The sequence below is a fragment of the Saccharibacillus brassicae genome (genome assembly GCF_006542275.1).
In the GTDB taxonomy this organism is placed as follows: Bacteria; Bacillota; Bacilli; order Paenibacillales; family Paenibacillaceae; genus Saccharibacillus; species Saccharibacillus brassicae.
The window spans coordinates 36,989-61,208 of sequence record NZ_CP041217.1 but is presented as its reverse complement, the minus strand read 5'-3'; the positions used below and the strand labels follow the sequence as shown (position 1 = coordinate 61,208).

At 59.4% G+C, this 24,220-nt stretch carries 21 protein-coding genes; 17 read left to right on the top strand and 4 right to left on the bottom strand.

Going from position 1 to position 24,220, the window contains the following annotated elements:
• Positions 1–21: 21 nt before the first annotated feature.
• The 3 genes from FFV09_RS00180 (at position 22) to FFV09_RS00170 (ending at position 3,041) form a co-directional block, all read left to right on the top strand.
• Positions 22–576 carry a flavin reductase family protein gene (locus FFV09_RS00180; protein ID WP_141445799.1) on the top strand — a complete coding sequence of 185 codons (555 nt, stop codon included), beginning with the start codon at positions 22–24 and terminating at the stop codon, positions 574–576.
• A gap of 235 nt (positions 577–811) precedes the next feature.
• On the top strand, positions 812–1,786 hold the full coding sequence (locus FFV09_RS00175) for a LysR family transcriptional regulator (RefSeq protein ID WP_141445798.1): 975 nt from the start codon (positions 812–814) through the stop codon (positions 1,784–1,786).
• A gap of 109 nt (positions 1,787–1,895) precedes the next feature.
• The gene (locus tag FFV09_RS00170; RefSeq protein WP_170315124.1) at positions 1,896–3,041 is read left to right on the top strand and encodes a Gfo/Idh/MocA family protein; all 1,146 of its coding nucleotides are present in this window, start codon (positions 1,896–1,898) and stop codon (positions 3,039–3,041) included.
• A 204-nt stretch (positions 3,042–3,245) separates the two neighbouring features.
• Here FFV09_RS00170 and FFV09_RS00165 read toward each other — a convergent pair whose 3' ends face one another.
• Entirely contained in the window at positions 3,246–3,677 is a 432-nt protein-coding gene (locus FFV09_RS00165) for a PH domain-containing protein (protein ID WP_141445796.1), read from the bottom strand.
• A 188-nt stretch (positions 3,678–3,865) separates the two neighbouring features.
• Here FFV09_RS00165 and FFV09_RS00160 point away from each other — a divergent pair, with 188 nt between their 5' ends.
• From FFV09_RS00160 to FFV09_RS00125, 8 genes are all read left to right on the top strand, one after another.
• Positions 3,866–5,266, top strand: coding sequence for an amino acid permease (locus tag FFV09_RS00160; RefSeq protein ID WP_141445795.1), 1,401 nt, complete (start codon positions 3,866–3,868; stop codon positions 5,264–5,266).
• Between the two features lie 332 nt (positions 5,267–5,598).
• Positions 5,599–5,802 carry a hypothetical protein gene (locus FFV09_RS00155; RefSeq protein WP_141445794.1) on the top strand — a complete coding sequence of 68 codons (204 nt, stop codon included), beginning with the start codon at positions 5,599–5,601 and terminating at the stop codon, positions 5,800–5,802.
• A gap of 494 nt (positions 5,803–6,296) precedes the next feature.
• Positions 6,297–7,994, top strand: a complete 1,698-nt coding sequence (locus FFV09_RS00150; RefSeq protein ID WP_141445793.1) for a molecular chaperone HscC — start codon at positions 6,297–6,299, stop codon at positions 7,992–7,994.
• 1 nt (position 7,995) lies between these two features.
• Positions 7,996–9,870, top strand: a complete 1,875-nt coding sequence (locus FFV09_RS00145) for a J domain-containing protein (protein ID WP_141445792.1) — start codon at positions 7,996–7,998, stop codon at positions 9,868–9,870.
• An 85-nt stretch (positions 9,871–9,955) separates the two neighbouring features.
• A complete protein-coding gene (locus tag FFV09_RS00140) occupies positions 9,956–10,627 on the top strand; it encodes a DUF1266 domain-containing protein (protein ID WP_141445791.1) in 672 nt (223 codons plus the stop codon).
• Positions 10,628–10,774: 147 nt separating this feature from the next.
• Complete coding sequence (locus FFV09_RS00135) at positions 10,775–11,332, top strand: ECF-type riboflavin transporter substrate-binding protein (protein WP_141445790.1); 558 nt, start codon at positions 10,775–10,777, stop codon at positions 11,330–11,332.
• A gap of 110 nt (positions 11,333–11,442) precedes the next feature.
• Positions 11,443–13,146 (top strand): ABC transporter ATP-binding protein, encoded by a 1,704-nt coding sequence (locus tag FFV09_RS00130; protein ID WP_141445789.1) that lies wholly within the window; start codon positions 11,443–11,445, stop codon positions 13,144–13,146.
• On the top strand, positions 13,146–13,976 hold the full coding sequence (locus FFV09_RS00125) for an energy-coupling factor transporter transmembrane component T family protein (RefSeq protein ID WP_141445788.1): 831 nt from the start codon (positions 13,146–13,148) through the stop codon (positions 13,974–13,976). Before FFV09_RS00130 ends, FFV09_RS00125 begins: the two co-directional genes overlap by 1 nt.
• A gap of 122 nt (positions 13,977–14,098) precedes the next feature.
• Here the strand turns inward: FFV09_RS00125 and FFV09_RS00120 are convergent, their stop codons facing one another.
• A complete protein-coding gene (locus FFV09_RS00120) occupies positions 14,099–14,338 on the bottom strand; it encodes an SDR family oxidoreductase (RefSeq protein WP_141445786.1) in 240 nt (79 codons plus the stop codon).
• 25 nt (positions 14,339–14,363) lie between these two features.
• On the opposite strand from FFV09_RS00120, the gene FFV09_RS00115 reads away from it, so the two are divergent.
• Positions 14,364–15,164 carry an AraC family transcriptional regulator gene (locus FFV09_RS00115; protein WP_170314881.1) on the top strand — a complete coding sequence of 267 codons (801 nt, stop codon included), beginning with the start codon at positions 14,364–14,366 and terminating at the stop codon, positions 15,162–15,164.
• A 90-nt stretch (positions 15,165–15,254) separates the two neighbouring features.
• Here FFV09_RS00115 and FFV09_RS00110 read toward each other — a convergent pair whose 3' ends face one another.
• A complete protein-coding gene (locus FFV09_RS00110) occupies positions 15,255–17,495 on the bottom strand; it encodes a carboxypeptidase-like regulatory domain-containing protein (protein WP_141445782.1) in 2,241 nt (746 codons plus the stop codon).
• A gap of 195 nt (positions 17,496–17,690) precedes the next feature.
• A complete protein-coding gene (locus FFV09_RS00105) occupies positions 17,691–18,593 on the bottom strand; it encodes an ArsR/SmtB family transcription factor (protein WP_141445781.1) in 903 nt (300 codons plus the stop codon).
• Between the two features lie 276 nt (positions 18,594–18,869).
• Between FFV09_RS00105 and FFV09_RS00100 the strand changes: the two genes are divergently transcribed.
• From FFV09_RS00100 to FFV09_RS00080, 5 genes are all read left to right on the top strand, one after another.
• Positions 18,870–20,129, top strand: a complete 1,260-nt coding sequence (locus FFV09_RS00100; RefSeq protein WP_141445779.1) for an extracellular solute-binding protein — start codon at positions 18,870–18,872, stop codon at positions 20,127–20,129.
• Between the two features lie 199 nt (positions 20,130–20,328).
• Positions 20,329–21,207, top strand: coding sequence for a carbohydrate ABC transporter permease (locus FFV09_RS00095; RefSeq protein ID WP_141445777.1), 879 nt, complete (start codon positions 20,329–20,331; stop codon positions 21,205–21,207).
• A 16-nt stretch (positions 21,208–21,223) separates the two neighbouring features.
• The gene (locus FFV09_RS00090) at positions 21,224–22,120 is read left to right on the top strand and encodes a carbohydrate ABC transporter permease (RefSeq protein ID WP_141445775.1); all 897 of its coding nucleotides are present in this window, start codon (positions 21,224–21,226) and stop codon (positions 22,118–22,120) included.
• 98 nt (positions 22,121–22,218) lie between these two features.
• Entirely contained in the window at positions 22,219–23,199 is a 981-nt protein-coding gene (locus FFV09_RS00085; RefSeq protein WP_141445773.1) for a glycoside hydrolase family 43 protein, read from the top strand.
• Between the two features lie 215 nt (positions 23,200–23,414).
• The gene (locus tag FFV09_RS00080; protein WP_141445772.1) at positions 23,415–24,197 is read left to right on the top strand and encodes an apurinic/apyrimidinic endonuclease family protein; all 783 of its coding nucleotides are present in this window, start codon (positions 23,415–23,417) and stop codon (positions 24,195–24,197) included.
• Positions 24,198–24,220 lie beyond the last annotated feature (23 nt).

Genomic DNA, 24,220 nt, shown 5'->3' with positions numbered 1-24,220 from the left:
AAAAAGAAAGGTGGAACCGTCATGAGAAAAGCGATCGAAGGCGAAAAAATGCACGCGTACCCGGGCATGGTCGCTCTGGTCACGTCGCAGCTTGAAGAACGGAGCAACGTCATGGCGGCCGGTTGGCATGCCTATATCGGCGCAAGCCCCGGCATGTACGGCATCGCGCTGCGCGAAGAGACGTTCACGTACGGCCTTGTCCGACCTTCGGGGATCTTCGGCGTCAATTTCCTGCCGGCGGCGCAGACCGAAGCCATTCAGGGAGCGGGCACGTTCGGCGGGCACGAAGGCGGCAAGCTGGAGCGGTTGGGTCTCGGCTTCGAACCCGGCCTCAAGACGGGCGTGCCGATTCTGAGCGACGCCTACATGGCGTACGAATGCCGGGTCGTCGATATGAACGCCTACGGCGACCATTACTGGATCGTGGGCGAGATCGTGCAGGTATACCAGGACGAAGCGTTGTTCGGCGCCGACGGCCTGCCCGATCTGTCCAAATTGTCGATCCCGCTCTATATGGGACGGGCTTCGTACCGGATTCTGGATGAACGGGCGGAGAACAAAATTCATCGCTTATAGAAAAATGCTGGATAGAAAAACGCTTATAGAAAAAGTCGATAAGGGTAACGTTCCGGAAAGTCCCGTTTCTTCAACGTCCGAAGTGCCGGACGCGAAGGAAGGAGCGGCTTTTCGGCCGTTACTTATTCGTTTTTTCTATCGACCGTTTTCATTGACAGCCCGGCCGCCCAACACTATGATACATTAAACTGAGTTATTATATCGGATAAATCATGAATGAAAGCGGGGCGGCCGGGTGAATATCGAAAATATCGAATCTTTCGTCTATATCAACCATTACGGAAGTTTCAACAAAACGGCCGAAGCGCTGTTTTTGTCGCAGCCTTCGGTCACGGCGAGAATACAGACGCTGGAGCGTGAACTCGGCTGCCGGCTGTTCGACCGGATCGGCAAGCAGATCGTGCTGACGGAAGAAGGGCGCAATTTTTTGCCGTACGCTCAGGAGATGCTCAAGACGCTGCAGCAGGGCCGTCAGCATCTGCGCCGTTCGGAGACGCTGCCGCAGGAACTGCGGATCGGCAGCACGATCTCGGTCTCGAACTACCTGCTGCCCGAGCTGCTGCCCCGCCTGCACGAAGACTGCCCCGGCGTGCATTTCAAGCTGAGCACCGGCGGCACGGAAGAACTGGTCAAGCGGCTGCTTGCCGGGGAGATCGACGTGGCGTTTATCCGCAAAGTGATGCATCCGTCGCTGCGCACCGCCGCGTTCTACGAAGATCCGATCCATCTGTACGTCCGTTCGGATCATGACTTCGCGAGCGAGGAATCGGTATCGGTAGACGCGCTGCAGGGGCGCAAGCTCGTCTTCTTCGAATGCGGCACGCTGGATTGGCTGCGGATCCATCGCTCGTTCGAAGCGCTGGAGTCGCCGCCGGATATCGCGTTTCACGTCGATAATTCGGAAACGGCCAAAAAGCTTATCCTGCGCGGGGCCGGCATCGGATTTCTGCCGGCCGTTTGCGCGCGCGAAGAAGTGCGCGACGGACGCCTGACGCCGGTCCGCGTGCGGGAATTGTCCGAATTCGCGCTGCAAACCGGGCTCGTGACCGTGCGGCAGGACCAGTCGGCGCTGATCCGGCAGCTCGCTTCGATCTTCGGCGATCTCGTGGCGGACAGCGAACTTGCCGTGTCTCCGCTCAGCGGCCGCGGCGATTCGGCTTCCGCGGGCCGAGCCGCCGCATCCGCGACCGTGCGCCGCGCCGGCGGCTAAACTTCCATTCGGGCCAAGCTTCCGGTAAACTGTTGGTGAAAGCGATATCAACAAGAGGCAGAAGCCGGAAGGGTGGAACACTTTTTTGAATGATTTCGTGAATGTGGGCATGATCGGGTACAAGTTTATGGGCAAGGCGCACAGCAACGCTTACCGGGCGCTGCCGATGTTTTTGCCGGACGTGCCGAAGCCGCGCATGACGGCGATCTGCGGGCGGGACGAGCAGGCAGTCCGCGCGGCGGGTCAGCAGTTCGGCTGGGACAGCGTGGAGACGGATTGGCGGGCACTGATCGCGCGGAGCGATATCGACCTGGTCGATATCAACGCGCCGAGCGACGCGCACAAAGAAATCGCGCTGGCGGCCGCTGCGGCCGGCAAACATATTTTTTGCGAAAAGCCGCTGGCGCTCAACCTGAGCGATTCGCGCGAAATGCTGGCGGCGGCGCAGCAGGCGGGCGTCAAGCATATGGTCGGCTTCAATTACCGCTTCGCGCCGGCCGTGCGGCTGGCCAAAAAGTTGATCGAAGAAGGGCGTCTGGGCCGGATCTACCATTTCCGCGGACTGTTTCTGCAGGATTGGATTATGGACCCGGACTTCCCGCTCGTCTGGCGGCTGCGCAAAGAAGTGGCCGGATCGGGTTCGCTCGGCGATCTGGGCGCGCATACGATCGATCTGGCCCGCTACCTGGTCGGGGAGTTCGACGAAGTCGTCGGCATGACCGAGACGTTTATCAAAGAGCGGCCGATGCCGACGGAGATGACGGGGCTTACGGCCAAAGGCAGCGCGGACGGTCCGCGCGGCGAAGTGACGGTCGACGACGCGGCGATGTTTATGGCCCGGTTCGACAACGGGGCGCTCGGCACGTTCGAAGCGACGCGCTTCGCGAACGGTCACCGCAGCACCAACTTTTTCGAAATCAACGGCAGCAAGGGCAGCGTGCGTTTCGATTTCGAGCGCATGAACGAGCTGGAAGTGTATTTCTCGGACGACGCCGAAGACGTGCAGGGCTTCCGGCGCGTGCTGGCGACCGACGCGGCGCATGATTATATGCACGCCTGGTGGCCGGCCGGCCATACGATCGGATACGAACATACGGTCACGCACGAAGTGCACGAACTGATGCGGGCGATCGCGGAAGACCGCCAGCCCGTGCCGAATTTCTCGGACGGCGTCAAATGCCAGGCGGTGCTCGAAGCGGTAGAACGATCCGCCGCCGAGAAGCGCTGGGTCAGCCTGCGGGAATTCGACAGCTAAGCGGACGATTTTGTTGGTGTGGAAAAGATCAAGCGAAAAAGAGTGACGACCAAAAACCCTTTCTCCGCGTGCGGAGAAAGGGTTTTTGGCGTGCATGTTTTGCTGCGCTATAGGTAGACAGCCGACAGCCGACGACGCAGCGAATCGAAGCACGCGTCTGTGCATGAATCCGTCCATCAAACCGCCTGTTTCTGCATCGACGCCTTAACGCAGTTCTTTTTTGACGTCCGGCACGTCGATGTTGATCTTGCGGTTGCCGGCTTTGAGCTGCTTGAGAAATTCGTCTTCGCGCACCGGAGAAACCTGGATGCTGCCGCCGGCATACACCAATTCAAGCCGGCTGCGCGAATGCGAAGGTCCCGAATTCATGCTGCTCTTGCGGCGGATCGTCTCGATCCGGTCGATCGGGATCTTCCAGTTGAGCGGACCCGAACGGACAAGCAGATGCCCGTCCTTGATTTCGTAATACGTCAGATACCAGGTCGAGACGACGAACATCAAGATGATGAGCCAGATCGGCACGAACAGGAAAGAGCCGTTGGACAGCCCCATCCAGACGAGGATCAGCAGCACGATCATGCTCGCCCAGTTTAACGTGAAGAAAAAAGCATCTTTGTCGCTTTTGTATCGATTCATACCCGCCTCCGAATGATTGTTCTCCCTGTCATTCTACAGGAGCGAAGACGTTTCGCACAATCCGCCGCCGTGCAAACGACGTATACTCTTTCGCTTTACCAGAGGAAAGAGTATACTGTAAGGCTGGGAGAGATTTTTCGCGACTCTTCAATCAAGAGATCGAACATGAATGAAAAGGGGTATTTCGATTGAGCAAGGGAAAACCATTGGGATTATGGGTGCTGACGGCGCTGGTCGTCGGCAATATGGTCGGTTCGGGCATCTTCATGCTGCCGCGTTCGCTGGCGGAAGCGGCGAGTCCGGCCGGTACGGTATTCGCCTGGGCGGTGACCGGATTCGGGGTGCTGATGCTGGCGCTGGTGTTCGGCAATCTGGCGCTGCGCAAGCCGGACCTGAACGGCGGTCCGCAAATTTACGCCAAAGCACTGTTTCCGAACAGCCCGTCGCTGTCGCTGCTGTCGGGCTTTATGTCGAGCTGGGGCTACTGGATCGGCAATATCGCGGGCTTCGTCGCTGTTATTACGACGTTCGCCAGCTACCTGTCCACGTTCTTCCCGGTCCTGAACAGCGCAAGCGTGCTGCTTGCGCTCGGCAGCTTCGAGTTGACGACCGGACACGCGCTGAACTTCGTCGTCTGCTCGCTGCTGCTGTGGGGCACGCACTTTTTGGCGCTGCGCGGCATGGAAGGCGCCGGACGGATCAATCTGATCGCGACGGCGACCAAAGTGATCGGGTTCGCGCTGTTTATCGTCATCGCGCTGCTGGCGTTCCAGTCTTCCACGATGGGCGAATTCGCCGCGGCGCATCTGGACGATGAAGGGCGCAGCGTATCGCTGCTGTCCCAGATCAACGCGGCGGCGGTCGTGACGCTGTGGGCGTTCATCGGCGTCGAATCGGCGACCGTCTTCGCGGCGCGCGCCAAACGCAAAAAAGACGTCAGCCGCGCCACCGTCGCCGGGCTTGGGATCGCGATCGTGCTGTATGTCGGTATCAGCATCCTGACGATGGGCCTGCTGCCCAAAGAGCGGCTGATGCAGTCGCAGAACCCGCTCGTCGACGCGATGACGGAAGTGCTCGGCCCTTACGGCGGCTACCTGCTGGCCGCGCTCGGCCTGGTCAGCCTGATCGGGTCCACGATCGGCTGGGTGCTGCTCAGCGCGGAAGTGCCGTACGAAGCGGCCCGGCAGCGCGTCTTCCTGCAGCCGTTCCGGCGCGAGAACGACAAAGGCATGCCCAAGCTGTCGCTGTGGATCTCGAACGGCCTCGGCCAGCTCCTGATCTTCTCGACGATCTCCGGCTCGATCGCGCAGGCGTTCGACTTCATTATCGTCGTCGCGACGCTCGCGTATCTCGTGCCGTACCTGATCGCTTCGGTCTACCAGCTCAAGTTGACGCTGACAGGCGAAGGGTATACCGTCATGCGCGAACGCCGGATGGACGGCTTCGTCGCCGTGCTGGCGACGATCTACTCGCTCTGGGTCGTCTATGCCGGCATGGGCGACTGGCAGACGTTCCTGTTCGGCGTGCTGATGCTGGCGAGCGGGATCGTGTTCTATCCGCTGCTGCGCAGGCAGCTGCGGGACGAATAGAATATAAAGACCGGCGTATCAGATAAAAAATGCAATAGTGTACGAAGATCATTGGACAGGAAAAGGGCAGCCGCTGAGCGGCTGCCCTTTTTGTGCGGTTACAATCAGGGAGGAGACAAGGTCATGCGGAATTATGGAACGGGTAAAAGAAAAGGGAATATCACATGCGGCAAAGAAAGAGACCTATATGCCGAGCCGGATCCGAGCCGCAGGGACTCCCAAATAGCTGCGGAAAGATCGGATTCAGGCAAGGGTGGGAACAAAAGGCCTCTCTTTTTATCCGACGCGGATATAATAAAAAAAGGATTGTTCATAAAAAGGAGGTATTCAAGATGAATTCGATTTCTGTTGAGGAATTGACTCAAGCCGCTGCATTCGCAACTGAAGCGGCTCGGCAGAGTGCACACGCTGCCGGCACTTTTTATACGTATAGCGAAGGGCAGCGTATCATTCGCGTGTATCCGGACGGCCGGAAGATGGAGGCCATTTACGGAGAGTCAGGAAAAGTAAACGAGATTCCGTATTCCGAGGCCTAAGCCTCTTATAACGGCATAAACGGGTGCTAACAGCTCAAGTCTCATCTTTTCACGCCTTATCGTCGATTAGCTGCGTGAAGACAGCTATTTCTTCCTGCCTGTCCATACTGATCTAAATAGCTGCGTGGGAACAGCTATTTAGACCGTATAGTTATCGGAATGCCCTTTTTTTGCGAAATAAGTGGATCTGCGCAGCTATTTGGAATTTCGACAGTTTTTTGGCCCAAACAATTGCTTTCACGCACTTAATAGGAGTGGACCTGCGATGGCTATGATCCCCTGACCTCATAAAGCTTAACGGTTTGCCAAATCTGCGTTCCAAAGTGCCGGGGTAGACCGGATTCACGCGATTTTCGATTCTATCTTATGCTTCCTTGCGTTCCACAACGCGCTGGACGGCGATTTGTCGGGGCATCCCTGCACTGTTAAACTAAGGAAAGCGATAGAGCGTTACCTATACATACCCTAAACCAAAGAAACGGTGGAAACCAACCATGACCATTATCGGAATCGATCTGGGCACGACGAACAGCGCGGTCTCCGTCTGGAGAAACGGACAGGCCGTCCTTATTCCGAACGCGCTCGGAGACAAGTTGACGCCGTCGGTCGTCGGCGTGGACGACAACGGCGATATATTGATCGGGCGGATCGCGCGGGAACGGCTGCTGACGCATCCGCTGCTGACGACGGCCGCGTTCAAGCGGCATATGGGCACGGCGCGCGAGATTCGCCTCGGCGATCGCCGTTTTCGCGCGGAAGAACTGTCGGCGCTCGTGCTGCGTGCGCTCAAAGCGGACGCCGAGAGCTTTCTCGGCGAGCCGGTGACCGAAGCGGTTATCAGCGTGCCGGCGTATTTTAACGACACGCAGCGCAAAGCGACCCGTATGGCGGGCGAATTGGCCGGCCTCAAGGTCGAGCGGCTGCTCAACGAGCCGACGGCGGCCGCGATCGCGTACGGGCTGCATCAGCAGAAGCCGGAAACGCAGTTTCTCGTCTTCGATCTGGGCGGGGGAACGTTCGACGTCTCGATTCTGGAGCTGTTCGACGGCGTCATGGAAGTGAAAGCGGTCGCCGGCGACAATTATTTGGGCGGCGAAGATTTTACCGACGTGATCGTCGGGCATTTCCTGTCTTCGTTCGGTATGCAGCTGTCTGCGCTGGAACGCAAAACGCTGGCCTTTTTGCGCGATCAGGCGGAGCAGGGCAAGCGCGAACTGTCGCGGGAGCGGCCGATCCGTCTGCGCGCGGGCCTCAACGGGGAGATGAAGGAACTGAGTATCGACCGCGAGCAGTTCGAGCTGCTCGTTCAGCCGCTCGTTGAACGGCTGCGGCGCCCGATCGAACGCGCGCTGCTCGATGCGTCGATCGACGCCCGATCGATCGACGAGATCGTCATGGTCGGCGGCGCTTCGCGCATGCCGGTCGTGTACGGGATGCTGAGCCGCATGTTCGGACGTCTGCCGGCTTCGAACATCGATCCCGACGAGACGGTCGCGCTCGGCGCGGGCGTGCAGGCGGGCATGAAGGAACGCAGCGAGGAGCTGCAGGACGTCGTCATGACGGACGTCTGCCCGTATACGCTCGGCACCGAAGTGGCGCTCGCTTATCCGACGGGCGAATACGAGGGCGGGCATTTCAGCCCGATCATCGACCGCAACACGTTCGTGCCGGTGAGCCGGGTGAAGCGGTTCTCGACGGTCAACGAAGAGCAGAGCCGGATCATCGTCAAGATTTATCAGGGGGAAAACCGGCTCGCGGCGAACAATCTGCTGCTCGGGGAGCTGGAAGTGGAATTTCCTCCGGGCACGACGGGCATCCGCGATATCGATATTCGCTACACATACGACATCAACGGCATTCTCGAAGTCGAAGTGCAGACGGTCGGATCGGACGACGTGCACCGGATCGTGATCGAAGAAAATCCGGGCGTCATGAGCCGGGAAGAGATCGAACGCCGACTGCTTCAACTGTCCGCCCTCAAGATGCACCCGCGCGATCAGGAAAAGAACCGGCTGCTGCTCGCGCGCGGCGACCGGCTGTACGAAGAGCGTCTGGGCGACGAACGCGAATGGATCGGAGCCGCGGTCGCCCGCTTCGAAGCGGCGCTGCATCGTCAGGACGAACGCGAGATTCGCGAGGAAGCGGAGCGGCTGGAGCAGTTCCTCGACCAATTCGGAAGGAACAGCCGCTAAGATGGGCATTTGGCGGATACTCGGTATTGAGCCGACGAACGATGCGCGCGCGATCAAGCGCGCTTACGCCGCGCTGCTCAAAGTCACGCACCCGGAAGACGATCCCGAAGCTTTCCAGCGTCTGCGGGAAGCTTACGGAGAAGCGCTGGAACAGGCCAAGACGCTGACGGCGGAACAGATGCCGCAACAGATGCCGGAACAGACGGCGGGGAGCGGCGGGGCTGCTGCCGGAGCCGCCGCCGCGCCGCCGCTGTGGGGGCAGGCCGACCGTTCGGCCCGCCGACGCCGCGCCGACGAAGAAGCGGAACTTCCCGAAGCCGCGAAGGATGAGCGCGATGCGGCGGCCCGGCAGCCAGGCGGGCACCGCACGCCGCCTCCGTATCCGCATCCGCGCCCGAAGGCGGACCCTCGCGATCGCGCGCAGCCCGCAGGCTCCGGCGCGGCAGCAGGTACGCTTGCCGCCGAGACGGCGGCTCTGATCCGCCGGTGCGAAGATCTCTACGACGACTATGCCCGCCGGATACGGCCGGACCTCTGGCAGGAGCTGCTGCACGATGAACGGCTGCGCGAGCTGTCGTTCCGGCAGGCATGCCAGCCGCCGCTGCTCGCTTTTCTGGCGGAACATCCGTATTTGCCGCGGGCGGTCTGGCGCATGCTGGATACGATCTTCGATTGGACCGGCGACGAGATCGGGCTGTCGCGCCTCGTTCCGCCCGGTTTTGCCGCTTTTGTGCTGGATTCGATCGCCCAGCCGTCGGAACTGCGCCTGACGTATGTGCCCGCGAGCCGGGAGTTCGACCAGGACGGATTCCTCGGGCTGCGCAGCCGCGGAGCCGCCCGGCTGCGTACCGGCCAGCTGGAAGAAGCGCTGGACGATTTCGACGCGGCGTTCGATTTGTTCGCCGGAGATCCGGATCTGCTGCGCCTGCGCGCGACGACGCTGCATCTGATGGGCCGCGACGACAAAGCCGAGATCGACTGGGCGTCCCTTGTCGGCCGGTATCCGCGCGAGCGCGACGCCCTGATGCGCCTCGCCGACCTGATGCTGGAGAGCGGGCGCGCCGCCGACGCGCTGGAGCGGTATCGGCAGGCGCTCGACCTGCTGCCGAACGACGCGCACGCGCTGCTTGGCCTTACGCGCTGCTACCGCGAGCTGGAACGGTTCGGGGAATCGGTTCAGGCGTGCGAGCTGGCGCTGCTGCTGGAGCCGTCCGATATCGAGCTGCGCATCCGGCTGCTGGAACTGCAGGAGCAGCAGTTGGAGCGGCAGCTTGCGGTGCTGAAGCGGTATCCGGGAGACCGCGAAGCGCGCGCGGCTGCGGGAGAACTGCTGCTTGGCCTTGCGCGGTACGCCGAATGCGAACGGCTGCTGACCGAAGCGCCGCTCTACGGCTGGAGCAGCGGCATGAAGACGCTGCTCGGCCGGGCGCTGCGGAAGCTGGGGCGCGGCGGCGAAGGCGCGGCTCGGTTCGACGAAGCGGTCGAGCTGGCGGAAGCGGCGGGGCAAAGCGGCTATGACGCGTATCTGCATCGCGGGCTGTACCGGATTGAAGCCGGGGACGCGGCGGCAGCGGAACGCGATCTGCGCCGCGCGGCGGCGCTCGGCCCGGATCGGCCGGAGCTGCAGGCGGCGCTGGGCCGCTGCGCGTTCGAAGCCGGCCGATTCGAACAAGCGGCCGAGCATTACGGCCGGGCGCTGCAAAGCAAGCCGGACAGCGCTTATAGCGCGGGGCGGGGCCTGGCGCTGCAGCGGCTGCGGCGGTATGCGGAAGCGATCGAAGATTTCGATCGCCGCCTGCATTATGCGCCGGATAGCGAGGCGATCCTGCAGGCGCGGGCGGAGTGCCTGGCGCAGCTGGGACGGCAGGCCGAATAGGTAAAATAGGCAAGTTAGGCAGGACAATCAAGACAAGCAAGACAGGCAGAATAGACAGGCTGGACGAGAACGGGAGGATAGAGAGATGGACGATTATTCGTATCGCAGAGCGCTGCAATGGGCGACCGCGCTCGGCGGCCCGTTATTCGAACGATACAAAGCGAAGCCTCCGTACGGGGTGTACGAATGCGCCAAAGCCCGTTTTGACGCCGCCGGCCTGCTCGCCGCGCAGGGGAACGTCCGCGACGCGTCCGGCGTGCGGGATATGGCCGAGCGGGTCTGGGCCGGCGTGTACAATCCCGGGTTTCAGCAGATTCGTCTGCTTCTCGCCGGACTGACGCTCGCGGAACGGCGCGCGTACGTGGACAGTCTGCCGGCGGACAGCGATCGCTACCGCTTCGTGTATACCGTCAATCAGTATATGGACCGGCTGCCGCCCGCGGGCATCGCCGCCTGGGATCTGGGACAGTTGGCGTTCCATATTCGCTGCGCGCGATTGGCCGGCCATATCGGGGAGAACGAAGAGAACGCGTATCTGCTGCACAATGCCGTACGCGTCCGGTTCTCTTACCGAAGCTGGCCCGATTACGCGGTTGCCTACATGGCGGGTAAGCAGTACGGCGAGGAAGATTTGTCCGAAGAAAGGTCCGAGCTCAATCTGGAACAGCTGCGCAGGCTGCTGACCGGCAAAAACAGTCCGTGGCGGGAGCTGGAATGGGATATCGTGCTGCCCGAACCTCCGGCGCTGCCGGAGTAGGATCGGCGCCGATCGTTTCCTGTTGCAAAACCGGAAATTTTGTTTCAATAACGGTAGCTTTGCGGCTTGTCTCCCGGTATAATCAACGCAAAGAAGGCCGATTCGGCCGATCATTTTGCATGTTTATACGAGAAAAGAGGGGTAGTTATGCAAGGTTTAACACGGTTTTCGGTTAAAACGATCGTCGCGATCGGGATCGGAGCGGCTTTGTTCGTCGTATTGGCGCGGTTCGGTTCGATTCCGACCGGTATTCCGAACACCAATTTACAGACGAACTACGCGATTCTTGCGCTGTTCGCGCTGCTGTACGGACCGTGGGCGGGCCTGCTGATCGGCTTGATCGGGCACACCGTGGCAGATCTGCTGTCGTTCGGGCCGTGGTTCAGCTGGATTATCGCTTCCGGCGTGGTCGGTCTGCTGATCGGCCTGCTGACGCGCGGCATCCGGATTCACGAAGGCGAATTCGGCGGCAAAGAGATGGTGCGGTTCAATATTGCGCAAATCGTCGCGAACGCGGTCGGCTGGTTCCTCGTCGCGCCGGCACTGGACATCGTCATCTATGCGGAGCCGGCCAACAAAGTGTTCACGCAGGGACTCGCGGCGGGCGCCATGAACATGGTCATCGTAGCGATTCTCGGCACGCTGCTGGCGGTCGCCTACTCCAAAACGCGTACGAAGCGCGGAAGCTTGACGCGGGAAGGCTAGCATGTGAAAATTGGAGAAGAAGCAAGCTTGGAAAAGCCGGTGCATGCAGCCGGCTTTTTCGTTTGTCCGAACCGCTTGACGGAAAAGATTGCAACAGAGAAAGGAAAGCCATGACAAAACCGGTGATCGAATTCGATCGTTTTACGTTTCAATACCGCGCGCAGAGCGAACCGACGCTGCACGAGATCAGCTTGACGATTCGCGAAGGGGAAAAAGTGCTGATCGTCGGTCCGTCCGGATCGGGCAAAAGCACGCTTGCGCACTGCATTAACGGGCTGGCGCCGCATTTTTATCCGGGAGAACATTCGGGCTCGCTCCGCATTATGGGCGGGGACGTTTCCGGTTCCGGCATCGCGGAGCTGTCCGATATGATCGGCACGGTGCTTCAGGACCCGGACGGACAGTTCGTGGGGCTGACCGTTGCCGAAGATATCGCTTTTAAGTTGGAAAACGACGGGATCGGCCATGCCGAGATGCTGCGGCGCGTCCGGGAAGCGGCGGAAGAAGTCGAGTTCGCGGACTTCCTGAACGCGTCGCCGCAGGAGCTGTCCGGCGGGCAAAAGCAGAAGACGACGCTTGCCGGAGGACTGGTCGGCGGCGCGCCGATTCTGCTGTTCGACGAGCCGCTGGCCAGCCTCGATCCGCAGGCCGGCCGGGCGACGATCGAGCTGATCGATCGGCTGCACCGTCAATCCGGCCGGACGATCCTGATCGTCGAGCACCGGCTGGAAGAAGTGCTGCACTGCCCGGTCGACCGGATCATCGTCATCGACGAAGGACGCATCATTGCGGACCTGCCGCCCGATGAACTGCTGGCTTCGAATGTGCTGCGGGAAGCCGGTATTCGCGAACCGCTGCATCTGTCCGCGCTGCGCTACGCCGGCTGCACGCTGTCGCCTGCGATCCGTCCGCGCAGCGTGGACACGATCGACCTGGGCGAAGCGGCGGAGCCGCTTCTTCGCTGGCACGAAGCGAACGCGGCCGTAACTGAGCCGGCGCGCCCGGAACCGCTGCTGGAAATCGAGCATCTGACTTTTGGCTACGAGGCGAAGCATCCCGTGCTCGAAGACGTCTCGCTGACCGTCGGCCGGGGCGAAATCTTGTGCATCGCCGGCCGCAACGGGGCGGGCAAATCGACCATTTCGCGTCTGATCTGCGGGTTCCACAAGCCGCTGTCCGGTTCGATCCGTCTGGACGGCCGCGACCTGTCGGGCGATACGATTCGCGAGCGCGCGGACCGGATCGGGTTCGTCATGCAGAATCCGAACCATATGCTCTCGAAGCCGATGCTGTACGACGAAGTGGCGCTTGGACTCGTGAACCGCGGAGTGCCGGAAGCCGAGATCCGCGAACGGGTGCACGAGACGCTGCGCGTCTGCGGGCTGTATCCGTTTCGCAGCTGGCCGCTGTCCGCGCTCAGCTACGGGCAGAAGAAGCGCGCGACGATCGCTTCGATCCTCGTGCTGCGCCCGGAGATTCTCATTCTCGACGAGCCGACGGCCGGTCAGGATTTCCGGCATTATAACGATATGATGCGATTTTTGACCGAATTGAATGCACAGGGCATGACGCTGATCATGATCACGCACGATATGCACCTGATGCTCGAATACGGGCAGCGCGCGGTTATTTTGTCCGAAGGGCGCAAGATTGCCGAAGACGTGCCGGCCCGCATTCTCGGCGACGCCGCCCTGATGGAGGAAGCGCATCTGCACGAGACGTCGCTGCACCGGCTGGCCCGGCGCGTCGGCATTCGTCCGGAAGAACAATTCGTCGCCCGTTTCATACGCACGGACAGGGGGAGACCGAACTGATGGCCGTCAAATTGTTGGCTTATTCCGATACCGGATCGCCGGTCCATCGGCTGAACGGCGTCACCAAACTGTCCGTGTTCCTGCTGCTTTCGATCACGGGCATGGTTATCTACGATACGCGCTGTCTGCTTGCGCTGCTCGTCTTGTCGCTGTCCATGTTCGCCGGGTCCAAAGTGCCGTTCAAGCAGTATTCGTTCGTGCTGTACCTGATCCTGATCTTCTCCGTCATGAACCAGCTGGCGATCTTTCTGTTCGCGCCCGAGCAGGGCGTGCAGATCTACGGCACGCGGCATGAACTGCTGCCGATCGCCGGGCGCTATACGCTGACGGCCGAGCAGCTGTTCTACCAGTTCAACGTGCTGTTGAAGTTCGCCGTGGTCGTTCCGCCGGCGCTGCTGTTTCTGCTGGCGACCGAGCCGAGCGAATTCGCGTCTTCGCTCAATCGCGTCGGCGTACCGTACAAGATCGCGTACGCGATCTCGCTCACGATGCGCTACATTCCCGACGTGCAGCAGGAGTTCATGCACATTTCGACGGCGGCGCAGGCTCGCGGCATCGACTTGTCGCGCAAAGAGAAGCTGGGCCGCCGCTTGAAAAACATGGGCGCGATCCTGCTGCCGCTCGTGCTGGCGACGCTTGAGCGGATCGAGAAAGTCAGCGCGGCGCTGGAACTGCGCGGCTTCGGCCGCAGCCGACGCCGCACCTGGTACCGCAGCCGTCCGCTCACGCGCCGGGACATTCTCGTCCTGATCTGCGCCGTGCTGATCTCGGCGGCCGCGTTCACGATTACGTTCTGGGACGGATCGCGGTTCTATAATCCGTTTTTGTAACGGCGAAGTGAGTCGAGTCGGACAAGTCAGGCACGAGAATTCGGGTAAAAGAAATCAAAAAGCCGCCCGTACGCGAACGTACAGCGGCTTTTTGGCATGCGTGCAAGTCAGCGAGGCTTTTTTTACACGAATCCTCCATTGATCCGCACCGTCTGCCCGGTGATCCAGCGTGCTTCGGCGCTTACCAGAAACAGCACCGTTCCGATGATGTCTTCTGTTTCGCCTAGTCTCCCAAATGCATTCATACCGGCGATGGCCGCGATTTGGGACTCCGATTTGCCCTGCGCAAAAAGCTCCGTGTTCACGGGTCCCGGCGCAACGGCGTTGATCGTAATGCCTTTCGGGCCGAGTTCGTATGTCATTCGTCAATCGCGCCCGAACGAGCTCGTGCATTCGTTGTATCGTCCGTCGCTGTGCATCATTGCGCAGGGAGCGAAGCAGGTCATGCTCGGCAGCGAAACATATACCTATGATCCGTCGACTTATCTGGCTACCTCGGTTGAGCTTCCGATTCAAGGACGCGTCATCGAAGCTTCGGGCGTTCAGCCTTACTTGAGCGTGCAGTTGCATTTTACCGCGGATCAGATCGTCGCTTTTGGCGAGGCATCCGGACTAGGGCAAACTAAAGAAGAAACCCGACCGGATCGCGGACTGGCTGCTGGAGCCATGAACGAGGAGCTGTTGGACGCGCTGCTTCGATTGGTGCGGCTGCTGGATACTCCGCACGATATCGAGGCGCTGTCGCCGCTCGTTGTGCGCGAGCTGCTGTACCGGACGCTTCAGGGCGAACTTGGCGGACGGATGCGGCGGTTTGCCGCAGCGGGCACGCTGTCGAAGCGGATCGCGGACGTGGTACGCCGGCTGCAGCTGGAATACGACAAGCCGCTGCGTGTCGATCAATTGGCGGCGCAGGCTCGGATGAGCGAATCATCGCTCTATACCCATTTCAAGAAAGTAACCAACTTGACGCCGATCCAGTATCAGAAAAGAATCCGTTTGCAGGAAGCGCGCCGCCTTCTGCTGTCGGAGACGGGCGAAGCAGCGGACGCCGCGTTCCGGGTCGGCTATGAGAGCTCTTCGCAGTTTAGCCGGGAATACTCGCGGCTGTTCGGCTTGCCGCCGGCGCGGGATATGAAGCGGATAAAGGAAAGTCTCGCGACAGGCGATTCGACGGACGACACGAAGTAAAACAAGCCGCGAAGAGCCCGTACGCCACGCCAAAACCGCCCGGGAACGAAAAGTTCCCGGGCGGTTCGACGTTTACAGGTCAGGCGTTCGTCACTCGGCGTTCGACACCGTTTCGATATAAGCGTCGATAGAAGCGAAGCCGCTTGCGGCAGGCGCAGCGGAGGTCGCGGAGTTCAAACCGGCGGCGCGGCTGTCCATCAGAGCGGACAGCGAGCTTCGCAGCTGCTGATCGAACGCTTCGGCGCGGCCCGAACGCTCGGCGTCCATATCGTTCAGCAGCTTTTCCCAGCGGTAAGCTTCTTCGCCTTGATCCAGGTCGGGGTAGCGCTGCGCCAGCTCCAGAACGTCGGCCCACGGCTTCTGCGTCATCAGCTGCGCAGCCAGATACAAGCCGACGAACGTATGGCTCGAATCGGACCGCATTGTGGCTTCGAAAGCGGTAATGGCTTGATCGGTATGGCCCCGATACAGCAGGGAAGCGGCCTGGCGGGAGTGGTTCTGCGCGTCGGTTCCGCCGTTCAACTTCCCATACAGGGCGTCATACCGGTCGTACCGTTCCCAATCGCCCTCCGCATACAACAGGTCGGACAGCTGCTTCACTTCCTGCGGCGAAGCGCCGGCATCGGCTTCGATCAACCGTTCCAGCAGCGGAATCAGCTCCGCCCGCGCCGCTTCGTCTCCTTCGATCTGCAATTTGGCATCCAGCAGCCGGGTCAGCATGCGCAGCGAATCGGTATCGCTCGAATTCGCTTGTACGCTGCCGCGATACGCGTCCAGCGCCTGCGGGAGCTTGCCGTCCAGCAGCAGCCGATCGGCAGGCGTCAACTTGCGCTGCCTGAGGTAAAAATCGAACGAATCGCCGGCTTCTTCCGCTTCGCCGCGATAACCGTAAGCCTGGGTCAGCATGCGTCCGGCCTTGTCGTAAGCGCGCACGTCCCACGAGAAAGGCTCGTCCGGGTTCAGGTAGGCGAGCCGGGAGGTCGGATCGGTCTGCTCCCACTTGCCGTCTTCGCCCCAGGATAGCGCGCCCGGCGTCGCTTGAAGATCGCTGATCGGCAGCGTCAGCTTGTTCCCGGGAATATGGGTGCGGATCGTCGTGCCGGTGTAGCCGTTATGTTCCGAGTTGGGCACCAAGCCGATCAGTTCGTAATAAGCGGCGCCTTCGACGGGAGACCAGCGAAATTCGACCGTATCGCCGGTCAGTTCTTGACCGCCCGCGGGCGCTTCCCGCTTAATCAGCGGCTGAAGCATAAGTTCATGTTCGACGGAAGCGCCGCCGCGGATCTCGATCCAGTCGTCTTCGCTCTCCGGCACGCCCCAGCCGTTCAGCTGATCGTAGTCGAGGCCAAGCTCCAACCGATAAAATCCCGGCACGAGATACGGAATCTCGAAGCGGCCGTTCGGGTCGGTGACCGCCCGATAGGGTGTGGGGACCGACCCGGAATCGGTATTGGCCGGACTGCGCAGGAACACGCCGGCGCGGGAGACCGGTCTGCCGTCCGACCGCAGCAGCGTACCGGCAAAAGAAGCGGGCGCGTAATCGCCGCGCCGGATCGCGGCTTCGAGCAAGGCACGATACGGTTCCAATGTCGGATACGCCGCATATGCCGGATCTTCGGACGCCGGTTGACCTTGTAGCTTCGCGTCAAGGTCGAGCGTCCGGGACGCGGCCCGAACAGCCTGCTCCGGCTGTTGCTCGGCGAAAGCGAGCCGGCTTGCGAGCCAGCCGGACTGCCGATTCGACATTTCCGCCTTGAGGCCGGCCAGCGAACGCTGCTGTTCCAGCAGCGGCCCGGCCGATTCCGCCCGGCCGCGGTCCAATTCGCGCTCCGCCCGCAGCAGGAGAAGATCTTGCCGCTCGGCGGACTGTTCACCAAGACGCGGCTCCGCTGCGGCGAGCATCCGGTCGGCGTCCGCCGGGCGGCCGAGCGCGTCGTATTCGTAGGCGAGCTGTCCGGCCGCCCGGATCAGCTCCGGACCCGGCGCCGCGCCGCGCACATATTGTTCCAGCAGCGGAAGCCGTTCCTGCGGCGTCAGCATGCCGAACTCATCTTCGCCGCTTCCGCGGACCGACGAATTCGGCCCGGCATGCACGTCGAACGTATACGGTTCGTAGACATAAGATTCGATCGCCGAGCGGAAGATACGCTCGAATCGGTCTTCGCCCTGTGCCGATTCGATCTGCTCAAGCATGTACTCTTTTTGCTGCTCCGGCGTGCGAAACGCCTGATAGCGTTCGAAAACGCCGCTCAGCCAGAAAGCGGCGGCCGCAAGCAGCAGTAGAGCGAGCGCGAGAGTAAGCCATGCTCTTTTTTTACGTAAAATAGTCAAAGGGTTCGCCTCTTTTCATGGAAGGTTGCGATCAAGGGATGCGGGGAGCCCGGCTTTACTTCCATAGATGCGGCGAACGCCGCAAAAGTTGGACAAATCTGCAAATTAAATCAAAACAAACAAAAAAGCTCCGTTTTCCCTCGACAGGGAAAACGGAGCTTTTGGCGTGCGTATCGCCCGGACCCGGGCATCTGCTTACAAATAATACATTTTGAACAAAATGTCCTGGTTGTGGTTACCGAACTTTTTGCCGAAAATGGTCGCGCCGCCGACGTTTTTGGCGTCTTCCTTGACTTCGATCCGCAGCGTCCAGCGGTCGCAGCTCGTATCGAGATCGGCGATCGAGACGTCGGACATCGGATCGCCGTCGACGTACGTGCCGTGGCCGGTAATGCGGATCGTTTTGAGCAGGCCGTATTGGTTGAGGTTATGCGGCCACCAGTCGGGGGTGAGCTTGCCGCGCGTGTCGGCGAAGTCGCCGGGGCTCGTCCACGTGCCGAGTTCGATCCCGTTCAGCGTGAACGTCAGGTCGGACGGCCAGACGTCGTTGGAGAACGGGAATTCGGACGACAGCTCCATGCTGATCTCGAACTGCTGGAGCTTTTCTTCTTTTTTGAGGAAATTCGCCACATTGTACTGCACGAAGCCCTGCGTGAACCACAAAATCTCCGCGTCCATCCGTTTCGGGTCCATAAAATACTTCGGCTCGTCGACCGGGCCGATAAAGTCTTTGTCCGAAGCGAGTCCGCACGTCGGCTTGAGGTCGAAATCGGTATAATGGCCGACCGGCACCGACGTCTCGTACGAATCGAACGAATGGAAAATCTTTTTGGGGAAATTGATTTCGATATGGTCGACTTTGAGGATGGACAGCTTCTGCAGCCCCGATTTGCCCGGCACCTTTTCCGTTTTGATAATGCCGGCGTCTTCGAGTTTCTTGATGTGCTTGATCACGATCGGGCTGCTGATTTTGAGTTCGGCCGCCAATTCCTTGATATTCATTTTGTTTTTGGACAGCAGCTGAATGATTTTGATTCGAACATCGCTGGCCAGCGCTTCATACACGACAAGGGAGGAGTGATCGATTTCCAACTGCATCTGTTATCCCACTTCTTTCGCTTGGTTTCATTAAGCAGCCTTTAGGGCCTATGGTGATGTTAATAATACCATAAAGGTTATTAACGTGTATATAAATTAATAAATGTAGTACCTTCTATCCGAAATAGCGGTTACATTCGAAAATTAAGTAAACATATAAGTTAATCAAGATGATATTTATTGTTTTAAGTTTATTAAAAAGTTATTGACACCGTTTTCAGCTTGGGGATATACTAAACTCAAGTTAAGGGTTTACATAGACAGGAGGAGAAAATATTGAACAGAAAATTGGGGGCATTGGTAACGGGCGTGGCATTGACGGCATCGCTGCTTGCGGGATGCGGGAACAGCAACGCCAACGATCCGAACACGATCACGTTCTGGACACCGCTGACCGGCGAAGACGGCGCTTATATGGACAATCTGGTCAAGGCTTATAACGAAACGGACCCTGCGGTCAAGGTGAAGCATGTCGTCACCGCGGACATGTACACGAAGATTTCGACCGTATTGAGTTCCGGCAAAGGGGTTCCCGATCTGGCAATCATCCACGCCGACCGCGTACCGGGCTACGTGAAGCAGAACCAGCTCGAAGCGATGACCGCGGTTATGCAAGCGCAACCAGAACTGAAGGAAGACAACTTCCTGCCGCAAGCGTGGGGAGCGGGCAACATCGACGGTACGCAGTACACGATTCCGCTCGATATTCACGCCAACGTGATGTACTACAACAAGGACCTGCTGGCCAAGTACGGTGCGGAGAGCTTCCTGGACGACAACAACGTGACGGTCGACGAGATTTTGAGCTTGCAGGGTAAGTTGGACGAAGGCGATTACGTCGTCAACGACGCGCTGCTCGGCTGGGCGATGCTCGGACAGATCCAGAACCTGAACGGCGATATTCAAAAAGACGGCAAGCCCGCGGTCGACACGCCGGAATTCAAGACGGCGATCGAAGACGTCAAGAAGATCAACGACGCCGGCCTGATGACTCCGTTCGGCGAAGACGGCTACCTGATGTTCCAATCCGGCAACGTCCTGTTCTCGACGGACGGTACGTGGAGCTCGACGTCGCACGCTTCGGTCGAGACGCTTAACTTCGGCGTGACGAACGTGTACTCCGTCAGCCCGGACAAGTTCACCAACCGTTCTTCGTCCCACTTGTTCGCCATGTTCAACAACGAACAGCGTCTTGACGAGAAAGAGCAGGGCATCGCGTCCTTCCTCGAATTCATTCGCGAGAACTCGGTCGAATGGGCCAAAGCCGGCCAGATTCCCGCGAGCAAGCAGGTCGTGGACAGTCCGGAATTTTCGAAATACATGCAGTCGTTCTTCACGCAGGACGAGAAAGAGATCGAATCGCTCTACATCTATACGTACGAATACTATCCGTATATCGCGGAAGCGGTCGACAAGTATGTCGGCGACCTCGTACGGGGCAATCTCGATATCGACGAAGGTCTGAAGACGATGCAAAAAGAAGTCGAAGACAAGATCGCGGAGTCGGGCGGAGCCGCCGCCAAGTCCGGCGAATAAGCTTTCGCCGTCCGAACGTTGCTCCAAAGCATGGCGAGCCATGCCGACATTCGAGCCGATCAAGCAAGCCGAAGGCAAGCGAAGAAGAGACCTGCCTTTGCCGGCAGGTCGCTTTTTCCGCAGCCGGCGGCGATGGTCCGCACGGCCTTGAAGTCGGATCGCCGATCCGCAGCAGTCTTGAGAGGAGAACTGAAAGCCTATGAAAAAAAAGCTGAATCTGGCGCCCGCCTTATTCGTGGGACCGCATTTGATCTTGTTCCTGGTCTTCATCGTTATTCCGACGCTTTACGGCATTTACGCTTCGTTCACGCAGTGGAATCTGGCCGGTTCGCCGAACTGGGTAGGGTTTTCCAACTACAGCACCATCCTGTTCGACACGTCGTCGACGTTCCATACGCAGTTTTTTAACGGATTGAAAAATACGCTATTGTTCGTCCTGTTCACCGTACCGCCGCTCATCGTTCTTCCATTGATGATCGCGGTCGCGCTTTCGCACAAAAAGCTCAAAGGCAAAACGTTTATTCAATCCGTACTCTACGTGCCGGGCCTGATCTCCATCTCGGCTTCCGCGCTGATCTTCACGCTGATCTTCAACAAGCAGCTCGGCGTCACGAGCAACATCTTCGGCTCCACGATCGCCTGGGCGACGCATCAGCCTTACGCCTGGCTAACGATTATCGTGCTGACGATCTGGGGCGGAATCGGCGGCAACATGATTATCTACCGCGCTTCGATCAGCGGAGTGGCGGAAGAACTGTACGAATCCGCCGAGCTTGACGGTGCCGGTCCGATCCGCAAATTTTTCAGCATCACGCTGCCTTCGATCAACTTCCCGTTAATCTATACGTTCGTCATGACGACGGCCGGCGCGTTCAACGTCTTCGGCCAACCGCTGATGATGACCGACGGCGGTCCCCAGCAGAGTACGTCGGTACTGATGATGTATATTCGCCAGCTCGCGTTCGGCAGCGGCGAATCGATCGCGGGGATGGCTTCGGCGATGGCGGTACTGCTCGGTCTCGTTATTCTGATCATCTCGGCCCTGCAGTATTATGTCATGAACCGCAACGCAAACTGATTAGGAGGAGTGCATGATGTCAAACCCCGTAATGGATTTGGATAAAAGCGCGTTGGCCGTCGGCCGCAAGCGCGCGAAAATCGGCGTCTCGCAGATCGTGGCCTATGTATTCCTCGGGCTGCTCTGCCTGATCTGGATCATTCCGATCGTGTTCGGAATCACGACTTCGTTCCGATCGCAGACCGAAGTGGTCAGCACCGGTTTCCGGCTGCTGCCGGTTAACTGGATTATGGACAATTATACCGCGATTTTACAAAATACGTCGACGGCGCCGATTCTGCGCTGGTTGACCAACTCGATCGTGATCGCGACCTCGCATACGCTGCTCGTCGTCGTCGTCATTTCCTTGACCGGCTACGGCTACTCGCGCATGCAGTTCAGAGGACGCAACGTGCTGTTCTTCACGCTGCTGGGCATCTCGTTTTTCCCGGGAGTCGTGAACCTGATTCCTTCGTACAAAATTATCGACGCTTTGGGCTGGGTCAACACGTCCTGGGCGATGATCATTCCGGGCCTTGCGGGCATGGGCAATATCTTTCTCGTGCGCCAGTTCATGCTTGGCATTCCGAAAGACCTGGATGAATCCGCCAAAGTCGACGGCGCCAGCGATTTCCGTATCTATTTCTCGATCATGCTGCCGCTGATCAAGCCGGTCCTGATCGTCTGCGCCCTGTTCTCGTTTACCGGTTCGTGGAACGACTTCCTGTGGCCGGTCATCGTGTACACCGACGTCGACAAAATGCCGGTTACCGCAGGTCTGCTGCTGCTGCAGGACATCTACGGCAACTACCGCATGATTGGCCAGCTGATGGGCTCCGCGATTCTGGCGATCATCCCGACGCTCGCGCTGTTCCTGTTTGCCCAGAAATATTTCGTTCAGTCCATTAATTTGAACTCCGGCATCAAAGGCTAAACCGCTTATCCCAAAATATAAAGAACTTGAATGGCCGTATTCGGCCGGCCCGGCCGGTCCGAAAGCGGCCCTATCAAGTCCGATAGGAGCCACCGACCATGACAACCTACAACCTGCCTAATCCGCTTATCGAACAGCGGGCCGATCCTTTCATCTATAAGCATACCGACGGCTTCTATTATTTTATCGCTTCCGTGCCGGAATACGACCGCATCGAACTGAGACGATCGGAGACGATTGCCGGCCTGCGTGAAGCGACAGTCAAAAATATCTGGTACAAGCACGACAGCGGCCCGATGAGCGCCAATATCTGGGCACCGGAAATTCATGCGATCGACGGCAAATGGTATGTCTACTTCGCCGCGGCCCATACGTCCGAGACGAAGGAAGGTCTGTTCGACCATCGCATGTTTGTTCTCGAAAACGATTCCGATAACCCGATGGAAGGGAATTGGGTCGAACAAGGACAAGTCAAAACGAAATGGGAATCGTTCGCGCTGGACGCGACGACGTTCGAACACCGGGGCATAAGGTATTACGTCTGGGCGCAAAAAGACCCGGAGATCTCCGGCAACTCCAATCTGTACATCTCCGAAATGGAAAACCCGTGGACGCTGCGCGGCGAACAGGTGTGCATCTCCACGCCGGACTACGACTGGGAGAAAATCGGCTTCCTCGTCAACGAAGGCGCCGCTATCCTGAAGAAGAACGGCCGAATCTTCATGACGTTCTCCGGCAGCGCGACCGATTACAATTACTGCATGGGTCTGCTGACCGCCGACGAGAACAGCGATCTGCTCGATCCGAAATCGTGGGTGAAATCGCCGAACCCGGTGTTCCGCACCTGCGAAGAGAACGGGCAGTACGGCCCGGGGCACAACAGCTTCACCGTGTCCGAAGACGGCCTGCTCGACCTGCTCGTCTACCACGGCCGCAGCTACAAAGACATCGTCGGCGATCCGCTGTACGACCCGAACCGCCATACGCGGGTGCAGGTCATCCACTGGAACGAAGACGGGACGCCGAACTTCGGGACGCCGAGACCCGACACGTCGGCGGAGACGCTGGCCCGCTCGTAACCGGACGTCCCGCTCCTCGTTTTACCCCGCCCCTCGTTTTACCCCGCCCCGCCTTTTCGCCCGCGGCACTTCCGTGCCCGGGCGAAAAGGCTTTTGCGCGTTTGCCTTTGTCAGCGGGCCGGCTTTTCGCTAAGATAAGAACAGCGACATAACAAGACGGGCACGAACGCGGGACCCTACAGAGAAATGACACGAGAGTGCGGGAGGACGGAACCATGCGGGAAGGGATACGACTCAAAGGCGGCATCGACGACAAAAGTTTCCACAATCGGCTCGACTACGATCCGGAGATCGTGGAACTGTATTTGACGGAAGAAGACATGGAGCGAACAGACTTGATCCGGGAACGGATCCGGGAGATGCGGCGGCGAGGGATCGGAGCCTATATGCACCATCCTTCGAAATACCGGGGCGCGTATCTGAACATTTTGAGCGAGGAACCGGACATGCACCGGTTCTACCGGGAATCGACGGCGGAGCTGCTGAAGATCTGCGCGGAAGAAGGCGCGAGATGCGTCCTGCACGCGCATTACGTCGGGATGGGACAGGCGCCGGCCGAACGCGAAGCGTCGATCGCGCTGCGCGCAGCGATATCGGCCATTCCCGGCTTCGACAGCGGGCTGCTGCTCTGGGAAGATTCGACGGAAGGACTGTTTTGCTACAACAATCCGTACTTGATCGACGAAGTGATTATTCCGCTGCAGCTGCCGCTGAACGTGGACGTGAGCCATACGTTTATCGGTTTCCGGGGCGACAACGACAAGCTGTGCGACGTGCTGGAACGAACGGCTCCGTACGCGCGTTATTATCATCTGGTGGACAGCATGGGGCAGAAGCACGATTCGCTGCCGCTTGGCTCGGGGTTGATCGACTGGGAGCGGGTGAAACCGTTCGTGGCCGGCAAAGATTATATTTTCGAGATCAATCTGACCGGCGACCATACCGACTGTTCCCCGATGGTGGAGAGCGGCGCGTTTTTCGCACGGATCGGATCTTGAACGAAGCAGGCGGGAGGGACGAG

What these genes read in the sequence shown, in the direction of transcription:
- FFV09_RS00105 (WP_141445781.1), bottom strand. Translation starts at nt 18,593, where the DNA reads ATGCAGTTGGAAATCGATCACTCCTCCCTTGTCGTGTATGAAGCGCTG.
- FFV09_RS00180 (WP_141445799.1), top strand. Translation starts at nt 22, where the DNA reads ATGAGAAAAGCGATCGAAGGCGAAAAAATGCACGCGTACCCGGGCATG.
- FFV09_RS00095 (WP_141445777.1), top strand. Translation starts at nt 20,329, where the DNA reads ATGAAAAAAAAGCTGAATCTGGCGCCCGCCTTATTCGTGGGACCGCAT.
- FFV09_RS00085 (WP_141445773.1), top strand. Translation starts at nt 22,219, where the DNA reads ATGACAACCTACAACCTGCCTAATCCGCTTATCGAACAGCGGGCCGAT.
- FFV09_RS00140 (WP_141445791.1), top strand. Translation starts at nt 9,956, where the DNA reads ATGGACGATTATTCGTATCGCAGAGCGCTGCAATGGGCGACCGCGCTC.
- FFV09_RS00125 (WP_141445788.1), top strand. Translation starts at nt 13,146, where the DNA reads ATGGCCGTCAAATTGTTGGCTTATTCCGATACCGGATCGCCGGTCCAT.
- FFV09_RS00090 (WP_141445775.1), top strand. Translation starts at nt 21,224, where the DNA reads ATGTCAAACCCCGTAATGGATTTGGATAAAAGCGCGTTGGCCGTCGGC.
- FFV09_RS00165 (WP_141445796.1), bottom strand. Translation starts at nt 3,677, where the DNA reads ATGAATCGATACAAAAGCGACAAAGATGCTTTTTTCTTCACGTTAAAC.
- FFV09_RS00120 (WP_141445786.1), bottom strand. Translation starts at nt 14,338, where the DNA reads ATGACATACGAACTCGGCCCGAAAGGCATTACGATCAACGCCGTTGCG.
- FFV09_RS00150 (WP_141445793.1), top strand. Translation starts at nt 6,297, where the DNA reads ATGACCATTATCGGAATCGATCTGGGCACGACGAACAGCGCGGTCTCC.
- FFV09_RS00135 (WP_141445790.1), top strand. Translation starts at nt 10,775, where the DNA reads ATGCAAGGTTTAACACGGTTTTCGGTTAAAACGATCGTCGCGATCGGG.
- FFV09_RS00145 (WP_141445792.1), top strand. Translation starts at nt 7,996, where the DNA reads ATGGGCATTTGGCGGATACTCGGTATTGAGCCGACGAACGATGCGCGC.
- FFV09_RS00130 (WP_141445789.1), top strand. Translation starts at nt 11,443, where the DNA reads ATGACAAAACCGGTGATCGAATTCGATCGTTTTACGTTTCAATACCGC.
- FFV09_RS00170 (WP_170315124.1), top strand. Translation starts at nt 1,896, where the DNA reads ATGATCGGGTACAAGTTTATGGGCAAGGCGCACAGCAACGCTTACCGG.
- FFV09_RS00080 (WP_141445772.1), top strand. Translation starts at nt 23,415, where the DNA reads ATGCGGGAAGGGATACGACTCAAAGGCGGCATCGACGACAAAAGTTTC.
- FFV09_RS00155 (WP_141445794.1), top strand. Translation starts at nt 5,599, where the DNA reads ATGAATTCGATTTCTGTTGAGGAATTGACTCAAGCCGCTGCATTCGCA.